At 36.6% G+C, this 20,751-nt stretch carries 13 protein-coding genes; 11 read left to right on the top strand and 2 right to left on the bottom strand.

Annotation, left to right across the window (positions count from 1 at the left end; all coding sequences use genetic code 11):
• Positions 1 to 401: 401 nt before the first annotated feature.
• The 5 genes from lepB to NXS11_RS07765 all read left to right on the top strand — a co-directional run bounded on the left by lepB (position 402) and on the right by NXS11_RS07765 (position 9,854).
• Positions 402 to 980, top strand: a complete 579-nt coding sequence (gene lepB / locus NXS11_RS07785; protein ID WP_259200345.1) for a signal peptidase I — start codon at positions 402 to 404, stop codon at positions 978 to 980.
• A 246-nt stretch (positions 981 to 1,226) separates the two neighbouring features.
• Positions 1,227 to 4,694: a helicase-exonuclease AddAB subunit AddB gene (addB, locus tag NXS11_RS07780; protein WP_259200344.1), complete on the top strand. Its 3,468-nt coding sequence runs from the start codon at positions 1,227 to 1,229 to the stop codon at positions 4,692 to 4,694.
• A complete protein-coding gene (addA, locus tag NXS11_RS07775) occupies positions 4,691 to 8,329 on the top strand; it encodes a helicase-exonuclease AddAB subunit AddA (protein WP_259200343.1) in 3,639 nt (1,212 codons plus the stop codon). Before addB ends, addA begins: the two co-directional genes overlap by 4 nt.
• An 82-nt stretch (positions 8,330 to 8,411) precedes the next feature.
• Positions 8,412 to 9,314, top strand: coding sequence for a fumarylacetoacetate hydrolase family protein (locus NXS11_RS07770; protein WP_259200342.1), 903 nt, complete (start codon positions 8,412 to 8,414; stop codon positions 9,312 to 9,314).
• 156 nt (positions 9,315 to 9,470) lie between these two features.
• Positions 9,471 to 9,854, top strand: coding sequence for a YisL family protein (locus NXS11_RS07765; RefSeq protein WP_259200448.1), 384 nt, complete (start codon positions 9,471 to 9,473; stop codon positions 9,852 to 9,854).
• Positions 9,855 to 9,910: 56 nt separating this feature from the next.
• On the opposite strand, the gene NXS11_RS07760 is transcribed toward NXS11_RS07765, so the two are convergent.
• Positions 9,911 to 11,236: a CoA-disulfide reductase gene (locus NXS11_RS07760; RefSeq protein WP_259200340.1), complete on the bottom strand. Its 1,326-nt coding sequence runs from the start codon at positions 11,234 to 11,236 to the stop codon at positions 9,911 to 9,913.
• 24 nt (positions 11,237 to 11,260) lie between these two features.
• Entirely contained in the window at positions 11,261 to 12,079 is an 819-nt protein-coding gene (locus NXS11_RS07755; protein ID WP_259200339.1) for a Cof-type HAD-IIB family hydrolase, read from the bottom strand.
• 111 nt (positions 12,080 to 12,190) lie between these two features.
• Here NXS11_RS07755 and NXS11_RS07750 point away from each other — a divergent pair, with 111 nt between their 5' ends.
• The 6 genes from NXS11_RS07750 to NXS11_RS07725 all read left to right on the top strand — a co-directional run bounded on the left by NXS11_RS07750 (position 12,191) and on the right by NXS11_RS07725 (position 20,704).
• A complete protein-coding gene (locus NXS11_RS07750; RefSeq protein ID WP_103357877.1) occupies positions 12,191 to 12,499 on the top strand; it encodes a metal-sulfur cluster assembly factor in 309 nt (102 codons plus the stop codon).
• A 155-nt stretch (positions 12,500 to 12,654) separates the two neighbouring features.
• Positions 12,655 to 14,472, top strand: a complete 1,818-nt coding sequence (locus tag NXS11_RS07745; protein WP_259200338.1) for an acyltransferase family protein — start codon at positions 12,655 to 12,657, stop codon at positions 14,470 to 14,472.
• 389 nt (positions 14,473 to 14,861) lie between these two features.
• Entirely contained in the window at positions 14,862 to 17,474 is a 2,613-nt protein-coding gene (clpB, locus tag NXS11_RS07740; protein WP_259200337.1) for an ATP-dependent chaperone ClpB, read from the top strand.
• A 237-nt stretch (positions 17,475 to 17,711) separates the two neighbouring features.
• Positions 17,712 to 17,843 (top strand): hypothetical protein, encoded by a 132-nt coding sequence (locus tag NXS11_RS07735; RefSeq protein ID WP_259200336.1) that lies wholly within the window; start codon positions 17,712 to 17,714, stop codon positions 17,841 to 17,843.
• A gap of 193 nt (positions 17,844 to 18,036) precedes the next feature.
• Complete coding sequence (locus tag NXS11_RS10975) at positions 18,037 to 20,088, top strand: DUF1430 domain-containing protein (protein ID WP_259200335.1); 2,052 nt, start codon at positions 18,037 to 18,039, stop codon at positions 20,086 to 20,088.
• A complete protein-coding gene (locus NXS11_RS07725; RefSeq protein ID WP_259200334.1) occupies positions 20,081 to 20,704 on the top strand; it encodes an ABC transporter ATP-binding protein in 624 nt (207 codons plus the stop codon). Before NXS11_RS10975 ends, NXS11_RS07725 begins: the two co-directional genes overlap by 8 nt.
• The last annotated feature ends 47 nt before the right edge of the window (positions 20,705 to 20,751 follow it).

Here is a 20,751-nt window from a genome sequence, read left to right as displayed (position 1 = left end):
TTAAAATTGGTGAATATTTATGCGGAATCTATTTGGATAATAGCTTCTAAAATTAGATTGATGTGAGAATAAAAAGTGGAAATCACAGTGTTTATTTTTACTGCCAATATTTGACGCATGCAATTAACTAAAAAACTAACGACGAAGAATTATTATAGGATAACTTTCTTGGCAAGCTAAAACATATATTTTTGTTACAATATTGAAATATGACATCAATAGAAAACATTAACGTTTTAATATGTTTTTATGATAAGATGAAGAGTATAGTTTTAGTCGAAATACAAAGGGATTGTAGTTTATAAGCGCCAATACATATGTCCGAATGATGTACTTATCATGTGTGTCATTAATAGTGCGACAGATGCATCCCCATTTTTATCATTAAAGAGGTGTCAAAAGTGAAAAAAGAAACAATGGAATGGATTATATCAATCGGTTTAGCCCTTCTCATCGTTGGAATACTTTATATATTTATTATCAGACCATATAATGTTCAAGGTGACTCAATGTATCCAACGCTAAAAGATGGGGATCGCCTAATTGTTAATAAAATTGGTAAAACGCTAGGGCATTTGGATAATGGCAATGTGATTGTGTTTCATGCTGATGCATCATCTGATTATGTGAAACGTATTATTGGTAAGCCAGGTGACCATGTTGAATATAAAAATGATCAACTTTACGTAAATGGTAAGAAAGTAGCTGAACCTTATCTTGAATATAACTTAAAACATAAAACATATGACGAGATTACAGGTCCTTTAAACTCTCAAAATTTACAAGGAAGTAATGGTCAGTACAAAATTCCTCAAGATAAATATTTAGTGTTAGGGGATAATCGAGAAGTTAGTAAAGATAGTCGTACGATTGGCTTGATAGATAAAGATCAAATCGTAGGTAAAGTAACGCTGAGATATTGGCCAGTGAGCAGCTTTAAGGTGAACTTCAATCCGGATCATACAGAAGACCAATCATAGGTCGTGAATCAGTCTAGTAAGTAGTGTCAGCTACCTGCTAGGCTTTTTATATTGGCATGACTTATGTCATTTTTGGACGACATATTGATGCTGTTATGCTACAATCGATGTGTATAAAATAAGAACAAACGTTCTTGTTTTCGGTAGTTTCATCAATGATATAAAAGATACTATATTGTACTCTTTTCGTTAGAGTCATGAACAATATATAATAGAAGCAATACATTAAATATTAGGGGGAATCATATGTTTCGTGCATTTATAGGAAGAGCAGGCTCTGGTAAAAGCACTAAAATGATGAATGAAATTAAAGAAAAGATTCTCGAACAACCATTAGGAGATCCTATTGTTATTGTGACACCCATGCAGGGGACATATTTATATGAGCAAACATTCGTGAATGATGCAACTTTGAGAGGCAGCCTGCGTGCAGAAGTGCTTCATTTTGAGAGACTCAGCCATCGTGTTTTTCAAGAGGTGGGGGGTGTGCATGAAACACGCTTATCCTCTACTGCTATAGAGATGATGATCTATCATATTTTACAAAATGTGCAAAAGCAATTGAAGCTCTATCAGTCACAAGTAAAATATTTGGGGTTTAGTACGAAGGTGAGGGAACAACTTCAAGATTTTGAGAAATATGCGATTACACCGAATATTGTCGCAAGCAGTGCGACGCAAACTGAACTGCCTAAGCGGACACAAGATAAACTTTATGATATGAGTCTGATATATGAACAATTATATGCACGCATGGGTTCAGACTATTTGACAGGAGAAGGTCTGATGCAAAGGTTTATTTCATTAATCCCGCAATCAGATTGGTTGCGTCGTGCAGAAGTTTATATCGATGGTTTTCATAACTTCTCGACTCAGGAATATCAAGTGATTGAGGCTTTAGTACAACATGCTAAGTCTGTGACAGTATTGTTGACAACGAACGGTGATACAGATCCATTAAGTATGTTTCGTAAGCCGTCTGAATCACTGACACATCTGCGTGAAATAGCAACACAAACAGGCAAAACGTTAGATATTCAGCATTTTAATGAAGTATATCGCTTTAAGTATGAAAGTATGTCGGCATTATCCGCAGAGTTTGATGCCTTACAGCCACAAGTAACACAGACAGATGATGGGGCAGTAAGAATCTTTGAAGCTACATCAATGCGAGAAGAAGTAAATGAAATTGCACGTCAGATTATCGCAGATGTCCGTGATCACCATTATCGTTATCGTGATATTGCGATTTTATATCGTGATCCGAACTATGTGTATCTATTGGAGTCGATTTTAGCACAATATGATATTCCATATAATATAGATATCAAAAAGGCGATGGTGCATCATCCCGTTATGGAAATGCTTGTAAGTATCATTGAAGCGCTAAAAACAAACTGGCAATTTGAGCCTATGATGCGCTTGTTCAAAAGTAATGTGCTCACACACAATGTATCCAATAGCCGTTATTTAGTGGATATACTTGAAAACTATGCGATAGAACGAGGTATTTATGGCAATCGTTGGTTTAATGAACAATATTTTCAGCTAGAGAGTTTCTTACAGATGGGCATCAAGCGTCATCGTACATTTACTGACACAGAAGAAGAGACTTACCAACGCGTGATAGCGATGAAAGATAGCGTAGTCAACAAACTCTTACGTTTGAACCAAAAATTAAGAGAAGGTGTGCATGTGGTAGACTATGCAACGGCATTTTATGAAGTATTAGAGGACTTTGAGCTACCTTCACAGCTTATGACGCACCGTGATACGTTAGAAACACAAGGACGTCATGAACAAGCAGAGGAAATAGATCAAATATGGCAAGGTTTCATTCGTATTCTTGATGAACTTGTTGAGGTGTTCGAACATCAAGAAATGACGTATACACGCTTTTTAGAATTGCTAGATGTTGGTTTGAATGGCTTGGAGTTTTCAATGATTCCACAAACAATAGATCAGGTGACGATTGGGACGATGGACTTAGCGAAAGTAGATAATAAGCAGCATGTCTACATGATTGGTATGAACGATGGTGTTTTACCACAAGCGATTAATGGTACGAGCTTGTTGTCAGATGATGAAAAAAAAGCATTTGAAGCGTATACGGGCATGGCGTTGAGTCCTACCTCGGATATTTTACAAATGGATGAGGCGTTTGTCGCTTATTTTGCAATGACGCGTGCTTGTGAGCGCCTGACGATGTCTTATAGTTTGATGGACAATGGGGGAACGGAAAAAGAAGGAAGCCCTTATTTGAATGATGTAAAAACTATATTGCCAAGGGTGGATACATGGAACATTGCTCGGTTGAATGACCAAGATGCGATACGATATATGGTGCATCCGCATCAAACGAAACTGCATTTGTTTGAATCATTGCGTGCATGGTTAGATGGTCTACCGATTGCGGATAGTTGGTTTATTGCATATGAGACAATGTTGTCAGAGCCTCGCTTACGCCAAGGAATGAATCATTTGACGACATCGTTAGATTATCGAAATGAGACGGTGCAGTTAGATGAGCAGCTAACTTATGACTTGTATGGCAAGACAATTAATGCGAGTGTTTCTCGTTTTGAAGGATATAATAGTTGCCCATTTAAACATTATGCTTCACATGGTTTGAAGTTAAATGAACGCACAAAGTATGAATTGCAGAACTTTGATCTTGGGACGATTTTTCATGATGTTTTGCGCTTTATTGCAGAACAAGTAGAAGGACACTTCAATCAGTTAACGCCTCAACGCATTCAGTCGTTAACACAAGAAGCATTGGATATTTATTTACCAAAAGTGCAGTTTAATCTTCTTAATGCGACATCATACTATCGCTACTTATCACAACGTATTGGTGCAATTGTGCAAGCAACATTGGAAGCATTACGTTATCAGTCGGAACATTCCCAGTTTCGCCCGATAGCTTTTGAAAGATCGTTTCGTAAAAAGCCGCACACACCTGACGAGTTGGTTGCTGAGCCATTGTATACAAAACAAGGAATTCCTATTAATATTCGAGGTCAAATAGATCGCATAGATGTGTTCAATAAGAATGGTAAAAGTTTTATCAACATTATCGATTATAAATCATCAGCGAAAAGTGCCTCGTTAGATTTGGTCAAAGTCTATTATGGTTTGCAAATGCAGATGATGACCTATATGGATATTGCATTGCAAAATAAAGGACGTCTGGGTCTTGTTGATGAGGTGAAGCCAGGGGGATTCTTGTATATGCATGTGCATAAGTTTAAAGATAAAAAAAGAACATGGCATATGGTCAATCCGGATGATTACGAAGCAGCGTTTCTAAAATCTTATCGTTTGGATGGTTTATTGAATAGTGATCCAGATGTTGTGGAAGCATATGATCGGCGCTTGGAAAGTGGTTTTGGTTCAGATATTGTGCCTGTCACACTGAAGAAAAATGGAGATTTTAATTCATATAGCAAGGTAGTAGATGAACCAACTATCCACAAGTTAATACAGCGCAATAAGGAAAACTTTGTGCATACAGCCTCTCAAATAATGGACGGTCATACGGAAGTTGCACCACTGAAATATGACAACACATTGCCATGTCGTTTTTGTCAGTATCAATCAGTTTGTCATGTAGATAGTTTGATTGATAGTGTGAAATACCGCCAAGTGGACGAAAAGGTTAAGCCTTTAGATATGCTTGCCGCAATGGAAGAAGAGGAGGAGACACGATGATTCCAACTAAACCAACGGATGTACAGTGGACAGATGCACAATGGGAAAGTATCTATGCGAAAGGTCAAGATATTCTCGTTGCAGCAGCGGCAGGATCAGGTAAGACGGCTGTCTTAGTTGAGCGCATTATTCAGCGCATTTTACGTGATGGTATGGATGTTGATCGTTTGCTTGTTGTGACTTTTACAAATGCGAGTGCGCGTGAGATGAAAAATCGTATTGAAGCACGTATCCAACAAGCTGCTTTAGAAGAGCCATCTAATCAACATTTGAAAAATCAGCGCATAAAAATCCATCAAGCACAAATTTCGACATTGCACAGTTTCTGTTTGAGGTTGATTCAACAGCATTATGATCAGCTTGATATCGATCCGAACTTTCGAACGGCGAGTGAAGTCGAGAATGTGCTGTTACTAGAGCAAGTAATAGACGAGGTATTTGAACGCCATTATGAAACACCGGATGCTCATTTTATTGCACTGATAGAACAGTTAGCATCGGATAGAAATGATGATGCGATTCGAGATATTGTCAAAAAGTTGTATCATTTTAGTGTAGCGAACCCTCAACCGTTGAAGTGGTTAGATGCATTGGATCAACCATATCGTGATGTGGTGTCGCAAGCGCATTATATGGCGATATTAGACCAGTACATTCGTTTATATCTAGAAGCGGCTCAAGATGCTTTAGAACAAGCTTATGCGCAATTTGAGCTGGTGGGTCATTTTGATAAACATCTTAATTTTATCAATGAGCATCGTAATTTTATGCATGACTTAATGTCAGAAGCGACGATTGATAAAACAAGCATACGGTCATTTAAGTTAGGGCGTATGCCGAATAAGCCAAAAGAAGTCAAAGAAGATGTGATACTGAACGATGCGTATGAAAGTTTTAAAGCGAACTATGACCGCTACAAGAGCTATATCGAAACGGTTCAAAAAGAATTTGTTAGTCGAGATGAAGCTACATTAGAACGAGAATTGGTAGATTTAGCACCACGTGTGGCATATTTGGCAAAATTAACGAAAGATGTTATGCAACAATTTGAAAAGGAAAAACGTACACGTAATATGATTGACTTTGCAGATTATGAACATTTGGCATTAAAAATTTTGTTGAATGAAGATGGTACACCGTCACCTGTTGCAGATACTTATCGTGAACAATTTGATGAAATATTGGTCGATGAATATCAGGATACCAATCGTGTGCAAGAGGCAATTATTGGCAGTATAAAAAAAGGCGATACATCTAATGGTAACCTGTTTATGGTAGGAGATGTAAAGCAGTCGATATACAAGTTCCGTCAAGCAGATCCTAGCTTATTTATCAGCAAGTATGAAGCATTTAATCAACCAGACCAAACAAGCGGTAAACGTATCGACTTGTCACAAAATTTTCGCTCGCGTAAAGAAGTTTTAGCGACAACGAATTATATATTCAAACACATGATGGATACACAAGTTGGGGAGATTGATTATGATGCAGCGGCAAGTTTATATGAAGGTGCACCGTTCGATGATACAATGTACCCTGTTCATTTGACAGCACTCTTAAAAGATCCGACATGTGATATGAGTAAAGGAGAACAAGAAGCATATCTGATTGCACAACAAGTTCAAGCGATACTCGAGACACAACGAGTGTATGATATTAAAACACAAGCGTACCGTCCAGCTACCTATAAAGATATCGTGATACTTGAGTCGTCAAGGTCTAATGCTAGAAATATTCAACAAGTATTTAAAAATTATAATATCCCATTATTTGCAGAGAGTAAGCACGGATACTTTGAACAAACAGAAGTGCGTTTGATGTTATCGTTTTTAAGAACTATCGATAATCCACTGCAAGATATTTATCTTGTAGGGTTAATGCGTTCGGTAATTTATCAATTTACAGAAGCTGAGTTAGCACAAATACGAGTAAGTGCACCTAATGAAACATATTTCTATCAATCAATTCAATATTATTTAGAAGATGCGAGTGCTAAAGCGGAGTTAAGAGATAAATTGACACAGTTTTTAGCGGATCTAGATCATTACCGTCGTTATAGCCAATCGCATCCGGTCTATCAGTTGCTTGATAAACTCTACAATGACCATTATATTACGCAATACTTTAGTGGTTTGGCTGGTGGTAAAGGACGTCGTGCCAACTTACATGGCCTTTTTAATAAAGCGATTGAGTTTGACAATTCGAGTTATCGTGGATTGTTTCAGTTTATTCGTTTTATTGATGAAATGATTGATCGAGGCAAAGACTTTGGAGAAGAGAATGTAATAGGACCTAATGATGATGTTGTAAGAATGATGACTGTGCACAGTAGTAAAGGACTCGAATTTCCATTTGTTATTTATTCGGGATTGAGTCGCAAGTTCAACAAAGGTGATTTAAATCAACCGGTTGTTTTGAATCAGTATGAAGGGTTGGGGTTACAATATTATGATGCAGAACATGGCTTGTTCTATCCGTCATTGATTTCGATGAGTATTGACTTGATTAATGAGAAAGAGTTGATCTCAGAAGAAATGCGTTTAATCTATGTTGCATTAACACGTGCGAAAGAGCAATTGTACTTGATTGGAACGGTTGATAATGCGGAGGCGTTGGATAAGTTAACAGCGTGGTCGGTATCTGATAATCGACTCGGAACGATTGAGCGTTTTACAGCGAAGAATGCTTTTGACTTGATATACAGTGTGTTAAGCAAACACATGGCAACACATTTAGTACCGCAGCAACAATTCGCACAAGGTATTGATGGGTTACCGAAATATTTAAAGCCAACTGTTGCCATTCAAAAAGTAGAAGCGCAAGATATTATTCCGTTAGAAGGAGGTACACAAGTACAATCAATACCGGCCATGAAGAGATTAGAAGAACACCGTGCATTAGTACCAGTAGATTCATCTATGGCAACACAGATAAAAGAGAGATTATTGTTTGAATACCCACATCAAACAGCGATGGCACAACCATCCAAACAATCGGTATCTGAGTTGAAACGCCAATTGGAGACAGAACAAACTGATACAGACTATGAACGTGTACGACAATATCGTTTAGGTGCAGTCGCATATAATCGTCCACTCTTTATGCAAGCGCAACGACGTACAGCTGCAGAAGTAGGGACACTGATGCATACAGTTATGCAGCATTTACCATTCAAAGTAGATAGGTTGAGTGAACCAGAACTCTATGCATATTTTGATCAACTAGTAACTCACGCTATTATAGATGCTGAAGCTATTCGCGATATTAACGTGAAAGAAGTGCAGCGCTTTATTCAAAGTGACTTATATATGCGCATCGCAACGAGTGATGCCTTTTATCGAGAGCTACCGTTTATTGTTAATCAACAAGATGTGGAACAAACAAATAAAGATGCCTCAATTATACAAGGGATGATTGACTTGGTATTTGAAGAAGATGGACGCTATTATTTTGTTGACTATAAGACGGATGTTTTCGTTCGACGTCGAGGTATGACAGATGAAGAGTTAGGACAGCAACTGAAAGAAAAATACCGTATTCAAATGCAATATTATCAAAAGGCGTTAGAAGTCATCTTGAAACAACCGGTGAATGGCTCACTTTACTTTTTTAAGTTTGGTGAGATTTCGATTTAGTGAAGATAATGATAAAAATTTGTGATTTATCTAAAACTTTCGTTATAATGGCAATAAGATATACGTTAGGAGCTGATAGTGGATGAAATTCTTATCATTCAAACACAATAATGAAACATCATTTGGCGTTAAAGTAAAACGAGAAGAAGCGGCGTGGGATTTGAGAAAAGTATTCGCCGACTTTGGTGACGCAGCTTTCCAACCGAGAACATTATTAGAAGGATTACAACACAACCAAACTTTGGAGTTTCAAGAGCAAGTAAGAAAAGCTGTCGTTGCGGCAGAAGAAAGTGGTCGCGCAGCTGAGTATAAAGTACAATATGCAGATATTGAATTTTTACCACCCGTGACACCACCGAATAATGTCATTGCATTCGGTCGTAACTACAAAGCACATGCAGAAGAGTTAGAACATAGTGTAGAGCGTTTATACGTTTTCACGAAAGCAGCCTCATCGTTAACTGGTGATGAAGCGACAATTCCGAATCATAAAGATATCACTGATACATTGGATTATGAAGGTGAGTTAGGTGTCGTAATCGGTAAATCAGGTGAGAAAATACCAAAAGGCTTAGCATTAGATTATGTTTATGGTTACACTATTATTAACGATATTACAGACCGTACAGCACAACAAGCACATGACCAAGCATTTTTATCAAAAAGCTTAACGGGTGGTTGCCCAATGGGTCCTTATATCGTAACGAAAGATGAGCTGCCAACACCTGAAAATGTAAACATCGTGACAAAAGTAAACAATGAAATTCGTCAAGATGGTAATACATCTCAAATGATTTTAAAAATTGATGAACTCATTGAAGAAATTTCAAAATATGTGGCACTACACCCAGGAGACATTATTGCAACAGGTACACCAGCAGGCGTTGGTGCAGGTATGAATCCACCGAAGTTCTTACAACCGGGTGACGAAGTGAAAGTCACAATTGATAATATCGGTACTTTAACAACATTTATTGAGAAATAATAAAATAGAGATGAGAGGCTGTAGTTACAACTATGGCTTCTCTTTTTTAATCTAATAAGCAAATGCGCAATTTTTCAAGCAAGACGGTGCCGTGTTCAAAAAGGATATGTTATGATATGTGGGGCAATTTATAATAGGAGGATATATTTTATGGTACTGATTAACTTACACATTATTAGTTTTATTATGTTATTGATATTGTTCTTTGCAACTTATGAAAACTTTTCTAATAAACAAGGTCCAACGCCACTATTCAAACCATTACATATGACATTGCGCTTATTCATGGTTTTTGTGTTGATTACAGGTTTTTGGCTTATCGCTAAAGCTTTTACAAGTGCGGGTGCCAGCCATATGTTATTAACGCTAAAAATGGTTGCTGGACTTGGTATTATTGGCTTGATGGAAGTGACGATTGCACGCAAAAAGAAACAAGCATCAAGTCGACAATTATTCATTTGGACATGGATTATTGTAGTGATCACAGCTGTTATTGGAACGATCTTACCTTGGGGACCTATCACAGCATTATTTCATTAATAAAGAAGCGTCAATATTAGAAACCACTTACGGGGTATCCAATATTGACGCTATTTTTATGGACGTGCTTTGTAGCCAAGCATATTGATCAAATCTTTGGGATGGCTGTATGGAGGTGCATATGCAACTTCAAAGGCAGTCAAATCATCAATGGTAGCCTGATGCATCATCGCCATCGTTAAGACGTCGATGCGTTTATCGACACCACTTTTACCGACGGCAGCCGCACGTAAAAGTCGTCTTGTTTGCTTGTCATAGTATGCGCGTAGATGAACAGGGGTGTTATTAGGATAGTAGCCGGCATGTGTGCCATTTTTAACTTCAACCATTGCATAATCAAACTGATTGAGATCTGCAAGGGTAACGCCAGTACTTGCGAGTGTATAGTCAAAAAATTTCACAATACTTGCGCCAATAAAGCCTTCAAAAGTTATGTTTTTGTTTCCGGCAATATGTTCTGCGATAATACTTGCACCTCGATGTGCACCCCAAGCGAGAGGAACATGTGCAGGTAAGTCGACATGTCGATAGCGATTTGAAGTGATATCACCCACTGCATACACATTTGGAATATTCGTTTGAAAATGTGCATTGACAGGAATGTAACCACTTTCTTCTATTGTAATACCAGAGGATTTTAAGAATTCGGAATTAGGTTGTACACCGACACCTGCAATAATCATGTCATAGTCTTCTACTGTGCCGGATTTAAAAGTGACAGTGTGCCCATCAATTGATGTTACTTCTTCATTCAAACGATAAGGAATATCGCGTGCGTCTAATTCAGACAAAATGACATCATTCATATCTTGATCCATCAGTTTATTAATTGCCTCTGAGCGATGAATTAATGTAGGAGACAATCCACGTTCATATAGATTCTCAAGCAATTCTAAGCTGACATAACCTGCGCCAATAAGTAAGACACGTTGAACTTTATGAGTTGTGATATAGTTTTCAATCGCATCAGTATCTTCCATATTGCGTAATGTGAACAGATGCGGTACATCAAATTCAAGTTGTCGTGCACGTGCGCCTGGACTCAAGACTAAAATATCATAGTTATCTTCAATATTTGTTCCTGTTGTATGGTCTTTTACTGTGACAACTTGTTTATCAGTGTCAACAGCAATGACTTCATGTTGTAACTTCACTGTGATGTTTTTCTTGTCTTTGAACTTTTCAGGTGTCATCGGCAATAATTGGTCACGTGATGACACAATGTTGCCCAAGTAGTATGGTAAGCCACAGTTGGCAAAGCTCATATGACGGTCTTTTTCATAAACAGTAATATCACTTTCTGGATCAAGTCGGCGAATTTGGCTTGCACTTGTTGCGCCACCTGCAACTGCTCCGACAACAATAATTTTTCGTTTTGACATATAGCGTCCTCCTTTGAGGGGTAATTATTTTGGTATGTTTAATTGAAAGAAATCATTCAAGTAGACACCGATGCCATCATCGTTATTAGATAATGTCGTGTGATTGGCAACTATTTTTAAGTCATAAATAGCATTTTCCATCGCAACACCATGTTTCGCATATTTAATCATTTCTAGATCATTATCTTCGTCACCAAAAGCAATGATTTCATTGCGTTCAATGCCGAGATGTTTACGAACGATGTCAATACCGACAGCTTTACTAATACCGCGTTTAACAATTTCGATAACAGGAAATGGAGCGCCCCAACGACGATGCTCAATATTTTCAGCATAGAAACGAGTTAGCACTTGTTTAACTCGTGGAATCATTGTTTCTTCTGCTTCTACTAAAAGGCTTGTCGGATCTTCATGTAAGAGGGTCTCTAAATCACCCACTTTTATATTTGGATTCCCCATACTAAAACCATCGAATAGGCGATTATCGGGACGATCAATATACACTTGGTCACCGACTTCCGCAATCAAGTTTTGAATGTCCATCTTTTTCAATGTTTCAATGATACTTGTTGCAATCCCTTCGTCTAAGCGTTCGTGGTAGGTTGGGAAATGAGTATCTGTTGGATGATGAATGTATGCGCCATTGAAATTAACGATAGGTGTGTTCATTTCAAGTTGATCATAATATAGCTTGCTGGCACGATATGGACGACCTGTTGCAATCATCAAGGCGTGCCCCTGAGCTTGCAGTGTTTTCAGGACACGAAATGTATAATCAGAAATTTCTTTGTTGTCGTTTAATAATGTGCCATCTAAATCCAAACAAATTAAATGTTTTTTCATGTTATTCTCCTAAATTCTAATGTTCAGTGTATTAATATCATAGCATTTTATTGTAGAAATGTAATGATTTTGATATATTGATAATAGTTATACCAAAAGAGGTGAAAAGGTATGGAAGAAGCATTAAAAGATAGTATTCTAGGTGCATTGGAGAACGTAATTGACCCTGAGTTAGGTATTGATATCGTTAATCTTGGCCTTGTTTATAAAGTTGACTTGAACGATGATGGTCTATGTACTGTTGAGATGACATTAACATCTATCGGTTGCCCATTAGGACCACAAATCGTGGATCAAGTAAAAACAGCATTAGGTGAGCTACCTGAAATTAAGGAAACAGAAGTGAATATTGTATGGAATCCACCATGGAACAAAGATATGATGTCACGTTACGCAAAAATTGCATTGGGTGTAAGCTAATCGCTGACGATATTAAATAATCATATGCGATAGAGAGGACTGAACTTGCATAAAGGGTTCGGTCCTTTTTATAAGTGTAGACCTTGTGATATTGCTAAACTTGACGAATACGGTTAAAATTTATGTGATAATACTATGAAGAGAGAATGATAAGCATGTGGAACTTTACGAAACAGCCACATAAGCAACTGAAGACACGTTATATGCCAGGTCTTGATGGTTTGCGTGCGATTGCAGTGCTGGCAGTGATTATATATCATTTTAATCCACAGTGGTTGCCAGGTGGATTTTTAGGCGTTGATACTTTTTTTGTCATCTCGGGTTATCTCATTACAAGTTTGTTATTAACTGAATATTATAATACACAGCGCATTGACTTAGTGTCTTTCTGGATAAGGCGTTTAAAGCGATTGTTGCCAGCAGTGATCTTTTTAATTTTATCAGTGCTGGTCTTGACCCTGATTACGTCACCAACTGAGATTAAAGCTGTTCGTAGCGATGCTTTTGCAGCTTTCTTATACGTCAGTAACTGGTGGTATATTCTGCAAGGTGTGGATTATTTTGCACAATTTGAAGTCGCACCACTCAAACATTTGTGGTCATTGGCAATTGAAGAACAATTTTATTTGTTTTTCCCAATTGTATTGTTTGGCTTGCTTTATTTCGTCAAACGTGTAAAACCAATGCTTTATACAATACTATTTTTGATTGTGGCTTCTATGATTACAATGGGTGTGTTGTACGAACCACATGGCAATGTTGCACGTGTTTATTTTGGAACGGATACACGTTTACAAACGATGCTACTTGGTGTGGCGCTCGCATTTGTGTGGCCAGCATTCAAGCTCCGCATACAAACAGCTGTGCAATCTCGTTTTATTATTGATGGTATTGGTAGTATCGCATTAGTAGGTTTGTTAATCTGTTTTCGATATGTTAATGAAACACAAAACTGGTTATATTATGGTGGTTTTGGTTTAATCAGCATATTAACACTTGTCATTATTGCGAGTGCAGTGATGCCGAATGGTGGATTTGCCAAACTGTTAGGAAATCCATTATTTCTGTACATTGGTTCACGTTCATACAGCCTGTATCTGTGGCATTATCCCATCATTGTTTTAATTCATCATCACTTTGTACAAGGTCAGATACCGATGTATGTCTATATTGTTGAAGGTCTGCTTATGTTTGGTATGGCAGAGTTTTCATATCGCTTTATAGAAACACCTTTCCGCCGTTCGGGCTTTAAAATATTTGATTTTCGACATTTGAAACATTGGCATGCATTAAATGTAAAACGCGCATGGTTAACAATCATTTTATTAATACCTTCATTGTTGATTTTGTCTGGTGTCTTTAATGGTTTGTCCAAAGAAAAAACACATACAACGGCAATCAATACAGATGATATTGATAAATATATTACTGTACCTGCTCCCCTTGGTTCTATGAAAGTAGATGGTTTTGAAGTGAAAGGTCAGAAAACACCTTATGCGCATTGGAAGCCATTGTTAATTGGTGACTCAGTGATGGTGGATATTGGGGATACATTTAAGGAACAAGTGCCGAATGCGAGTATCAACGGATTGATTGGACGCCAACTTGTTCAGGCGATTCCACTGGTACGTGAAAGCTATCCAGATTATAAGGATAAAGATGATGTAGTTGTATTGGAGCTGGGTACGAATGGTGATTTCACTGAAGAGCAATTGGATACATTACTTGATCTCTTTGGGAAAGCACAAGTCTATCTCGTGAATACGAGTGTACCACGCGATTATCAAGCACATGTGAATGAGCTGTTCAAGCAAGCAGCAAATAAGCGTAGTAATGTTCATCTTATCGACTGGCATGCACGTGCACAAGGACATACTGAATACTTTGCGCCAGATGGTATTCATTTGGAAGCAGAAGGTGTGAATGCTTTGATAGATGAAATCATTAAAACGATGAAACAAAATCAAAAATAAGTACAAAACAGGATAGTTAAACAGATGAAAATTTGTTACTATCCTTTTATTTGGCTGTTCAGCTTTGGTGATGGAAAGATAATTATAAGTGCCTAGTGTTGTTTATATTGTAGTTCCAGTTAAGTGGAAATAGCTGTTTCATTTAGCGTATAGTCCATTGTGATTATGCGCTTTTTATATGAGCCTGAATATCTACATAAAGCTTTGTTATTCATGTTACCTCACTTCAATAATAGAACGATTTATTTTTCCGTTATGCTTTAAAATGTGACTTAGTATTCATAGAGTTTTTTTATTGATTTTAGAACATCATGGCGTTATAATATATTTAAGGTCAAAGAAAGTCAAAGTCAAAAAAAGACCTATTAGAATCAAAGGAGTGACGTATAATGGATATCAATCAGATGACGCATTCTATTCAAAGTGCTTTACAAAAAGCAATAGAAACAACACAGACATATAAATTAACCAATATAGAAGCAGAAGCCGTATTGAAAGCGGTACTTGAAACGCCAGATAGTTTATTTAATACAATATTAGAACGTGCAGAAGTGGATACAGAGGCATTGGCAAAAGCTTACGATAAAAAAATGGCACAGTATCCTAAAGTGTCAGGTGAAAACGTACAGTATGGACAATATTTATCACCTAAAACGAATGCATTATTTAACAAAGCAGAACATTATATGAAAGAATACGATGATCAGTTTATCTCGATGGAACACATGTTGCGAGCGGCAATGGAAGTAGATGATACAACAGCATCATTCGTAAAGTATAAAGAACAAGTCATCGAAGAAATTATAAAAAAAGTCAGAGGAGGAAATCATGTGACAACACAAAATCCTGAAGTGAACTATGAAGCATTATCTAAATATGGTAGAGATTTAGTGGAAGAAGTACGTAAAGGAAATATGGATCCAGTTATTGGACGTGATGAAGAGATTCGTAACACGATTCGTATTTTAAGCCGTAAAACAAAAAACAATCCGGTATTAATCGGTGAACCGGGTGTTGGTAAAACAGCAATTGTAGAAGGCTTGGCACAACGTATTGTAAAAAAAGATGTCCCAGATTCATTGCTCGATAAAACAGTGTTTGAACTCGATTTAAGTGCCTTAGTAGCCGGTGCGAAATATCGTGGTGAATTTGAAGAGCGCTTGAAAGCTGTATTAAAAGAAGTGAAGGATTCTAATGGACGTATATTACTATTTATTGATGAAATTCATATGCTCGTCGGTGCAGGAAAAACAGACGGCGCAATGGACGCAGGTAATATGTTAAAACCGATGTTAGCACGTGGTGAATTACACTGCATTGGTGCGACAACATTGAACGAGTATCGAGAATATATTGAAAAAGATTCTGCGTTAGAACGTCGCTTCCAAAAAGTAAATGTCAAAGAACCGAGCATTGAGGATACCATCTCTATTTTGCGTGGTTTGAAAGAACGCTATGAAGTACATCATGGTGTACGCATTCAAGACCGAGCGTTAGTTGCAGCGGCAGAACTATCAGACCGCTATATTACAGACCGCTTTTTACCAGACAAAGCGATTGATCTTGTTGACCAAGCATCGGCAACAATTCGTACAGAAATGGGCTCTAATCCAACAGAATTGGATCAAGCGAACCGTCGTGTAATGCAGTTAGAAATTGAAGAAAATGCGTTGAAGAAAGAATCAGACGAAGCAAGTCGAGTGCGTTTGCAAGAGTTACAAGAAGAATTAGCAGAAGAAAAAGAAAAGCAAGCGCAACTCCAAGCACGTGTTGAACAAGAAAAAGAAAAAATTGCAAAAGTCCAAGAAAAACGTGCTGAGTTAGATGAAAGTCGTAAAGCATTGGAAGATGCAGAGAACAACTATGACCTTGAAACAGCGGCAGTCTTACAACACGGTAAAATTCCACAACTTGAACAAGAATTGAAAGAATTAGAAGCAGCTTTTCAAGAAACACAAGGTGAAGACAGTGACCGTATTATCCGTGAAGTCGTTACGGATGAAGAGATTGGCGAAATTGTAAGTCAATGGACAGGTATTCCAGTGTCTAAGCTTGTCGAAACAGAACGAGAAAAACTATTGAACTTGGCAGACATTTTACATCAACGTGTTGTTGGACAAGACCGCGCTGTTGACTTAGTGTCAGATGCAGTTGTTCGTGCAAGAGCGGGTATTAAAGACCCTAACCGTCCAATAGGTTCATTCTTATTCTTAGGGCCAACAGGTGTCGGTAAAACAGAACTTGCTAAATCATTAGCATCTACATTATTCGATTCTGAAAAACATATGATTCGAATTGATATGAGTGAATACATGGAAAAACATGCTGTATCAAGATTAATTGGTGCGCCTCCAGGTTATGTAGGTCATGATGAAGGCGGTCAATTAACAGAAGCAGTAAGACGTAATCCATACTCAGTTATCTTATTAGACGAAGTAGAAAAAGCACATACAGATGTCTTTAACGTCTTATTACAAATATTAGACGAAGGTCGTTTAACAGATTCTAAAGGACGTAGTGTAGATTTCAAAAATACAATTATCATTATGACAAGTAATATTGGCTCTCAAATCTTGTTAGAAAATGTAAAAAATGAAGGTGTCATTACTGAAGAGACAGAAAAAGCGGTCATGCAAAGCTTGAATGCATACTTCAAACCTGAAATATTGAACCGTATGGATGACATTGTCTTATTCCGTCCACTTTCAGTTGATGATATGCAAATGATAGTTGATAAAATTTTAACGAATTTGAATATGCGTTTAATGGATCAACGTATTACTTTGGATTTAACAGACGAAGCAGAAAAATGGATGGGTGAAACAGCTTATGAGCCAGAATATGGTGCACGTCCATTGAAACGATTTGTTCAACGTCATGTTGAAACACCATTAGCGCGTCTGATGATTAAAGATAATTTACCAGAAGGCACACATGTACATGGTTATCTTCAAGACAGTGCGATTCATTTTGATATAGAAAAACCATCAGAAACAGAATAGTAGGCATGGAAAGGCGTATGCGTTTAACGTGTACGTCTTTTTTAGTCTGAAAATCGGCAGAAAATCAACAATTGACAATATTAAAATAAAACAACTTCAAAATAGGTTGACAAATTAAATAACAATAAAATAAACTTCAATTAAAGAAAGCGCTTTCTTAAAATTTGATTTTACAAAATTAAATTTATATAGAAGTTATTATGAAAAAGAATCTTATATTAGCTTCAGCATTAACAATTGGACTTTCAGGTTTTGATGATTAGTGGTATCGCAAATGCAGATGTGACAAGTATTAATGGTGGTTCAGAGAATGTGGATAACTATAATGGTTTAGTGCGCTCAGAAGTTTTGGATCAGCCTAATACATAAGATGGGGTAGCGTTTAGAAAGGTTGATTCTGTTTTAAAAGATGGTGGTTGGAAAAGGATAGGCGTTTTTTATTGCACAAATTAGAAAAATAACATCAGGTAATAAAGGCTATTATGACCATAAATAAATCATTATTTGTAAAATTCATGTATCTACTTATTTTTAAAACATTGGATAAAGTGAGGTGGATGATGTGAAAAAAATTATCCTCTTTTTATGTGTAGCAATTACACTAACACTAAGTTTAATTATTGTTGCTTCGGCAAAGTCATTATCTTTTTATAATCATATTGAGAAAGATAGTCAAAAAGTTAATTTCTATTTTGACAGTGCTGATATCCCTAAAAAACATGCGAAAGATGCTTGGCCGTATTTTACATATCTCTCAAAAAAATACCATGTTAACATTACAAAGGTTACATATGTCAATGAACATAAAGTTTTGATTCATACAACAGATAACGCATTGAAACAACAAGTAGGTCAAAATAAAAAGTTAGAAATCTTTGATAGTAGCCTTTCAATTAAAGTATTCCCTTTGAAAAATATCAATCTAACCGAAGAGGGGATTTATCAATTAAAAGGCAAAGAGAAAGATATACGCGAAGTAATAAGATTAATCAACAAAGAAGTTGGTGTAGTAGATAAAATGGACGGCGATTTTCTTACTGGTTTATCATTAGATTTCTTTAGTACGTCTTTAACATTATTTTTAACAATTCTATTATTTGTTGTATTATTCCATCATTTGTTAAATCAAAAAGAACAGTTAAAAATTCTATATGATTTAGGTTATCGCCAACATCAAATTGTTAAGTATATTATTCAGGGATTAGCTAATTTTATATGGCTGTATATTGTGTTGAGTGTGATTTTAGCTCTTTTAAGCTACCACACCATTTATCAAGATATATACATTTATATCGCCTTGTTCATTGTGTTATTAGTAGAAGTCGCCTTACTTGTTTTATTTTATAGCTTTACAGCAATCGTGGTACATTTCTTTGTTAAGCGTTATGCGAAAAATAAGCGAAGTGATAGTAAACATGTGTTGATGGGAATTTATATGCTGATTTCAGCTATCGCAATTGTGTTAATTGCAATGTCAACAATGCAATTGATTACGAATTTCAAAGATTATGAACAGCAAAAAACATCTTTAAAGCATTGGAATCTTACAAAAAATATATATGGAACCCATTTTTATGATATAGGTCAAGTCAAAAATCCAGTGATTGATAAAGAGGTTAGTATTAAAGTTAAGAATTATTATTTAAGTCCAGACAATCAAGGGTTTATTGCTGAAGCGGAGAATTTTTCTTATGAAGATGGTCTCTTTTTTTATCAATTGAATGAAAAAGAAAATGCTGATATTGAGGCTGATGGCAAAACAATTGTTCTTGATGAGAATTATTTGAAAAGACATCCAAAGAAAACCACTCAAGGTGATAATGTCATTCATCACATTAAGAGAGATAATAAGACATTAAATATACTCGTTCCTATTAAATTAAAGCAGTACGAACAAGCGATTATAGCAAACTTCAAAGAATATTTTACATTCAAACAAAATATTGAGGATGAGAGTAAGCGTAAGAAGGTCGACTCATCTTTAAATGTCCATATTATTTGGATGGAGAATGACGTAGACTATTTTACATATAATGCGATGATTGGTGGCACTAAAAATACAGTAGTTGCGCCGATTGCGATTATTGAAACAGGCAATATAGATCCATTAGATTATGGTCATTATTTTTCAATATCCTATTATTTTAAAAGTCATCTAGACAATCCATATGAAACAATTTATGCAGGGTTGAATAAACATAAAATTGATGGTGTGATTCGAAGTGTGTACGCGGTTTATGATACAAAAGTAGATATGGTGAACGAATTAAAAACGGAAATCTACAAATACACTGGTTTGGCACTGCTCACAAGTATCACGTTTATCTTAACGACTTTGACATTTATTCAAATTTACTTCAAGTCCTACCAATTCCCAATTTTTCTCAAACGTTCATTGGGCTACAGTTACTGGTCAATTCATAAGTGGATGTTGCTGTTCCTCGTTATGTTACATGTATTGATGGGAGCATTGCTATTAACAAGTCATAACATGATTGCAATGTCAGTTTTTGCGTCAATTACATTAATAGAAGCACTGTCTGTGGTATTCACATTTATGAAGTTGAATAGTGAAAATATCAATCTCGTGTTAAAGGGGAAGAAAGATGATTAACTTACAAAATATTAATAAATCATTCGGTAACAAGCGCATTTTGGAAGATTTTAGTTTAACAATTGAACCAGGTGACTTTGTGGTGATTCATGGTGCGAGCGGTAAAGGGAAGTCAACGCTACTTAATATCATCGGACTGTTAGAAAATCCAGATTCAGGTACGATTACATTTAAAGGACAAACGATTCACAAAGAAAAAGAGAAGTTAGCGTTTAAGCGAGAGGACATTGCCTACATTTATCAACATTATGGTTTGTTAGAGAATGAGTCGGTTTTAAAGAATTTAACGTTGCCACTGAATGTGAGTAAAAGCGATAGTGCGCATATTCAAGAAGTGATGGCGCGTGTTGGATTGGCAGATATGCCGTTAAAAACAAAAGTATATACGTGTAGTGGTGGTGAACAACAACGTATTGCGATTGCACGGGCGATTTTAAAAGCACCAAGTGTGATTATTGCGGACGAGCCGACGGGGAACTTGGACGACGCCAATAGTGACACAGTCATGTCGGTATTCAAAGAACTTAATGACGAAGGTGTGACAATCGTATTGGCAACACACGAACCAGCTTATTTTAATATAGGTAATCAAGAAATTAATTTAGATGATATATAAGTGAGAAAATGCAAGCGGCTGGGGTATCATTTGTCAATTTCCCAATG

It is taken from the genome of Staphylococcus americanisciuri, assembly GCF_024814435.1.
Lineage (GTDB): Bacteria > Bacillota > Bacilli > Staphylococcales > Staphylococcaceae > Staphylococcus > Staphylococcus americanisciuri.
Note: the sequence above shows the minus strand (reverse complement) of the source record. Positions and strands in the feature narration are given on the sequence as shown.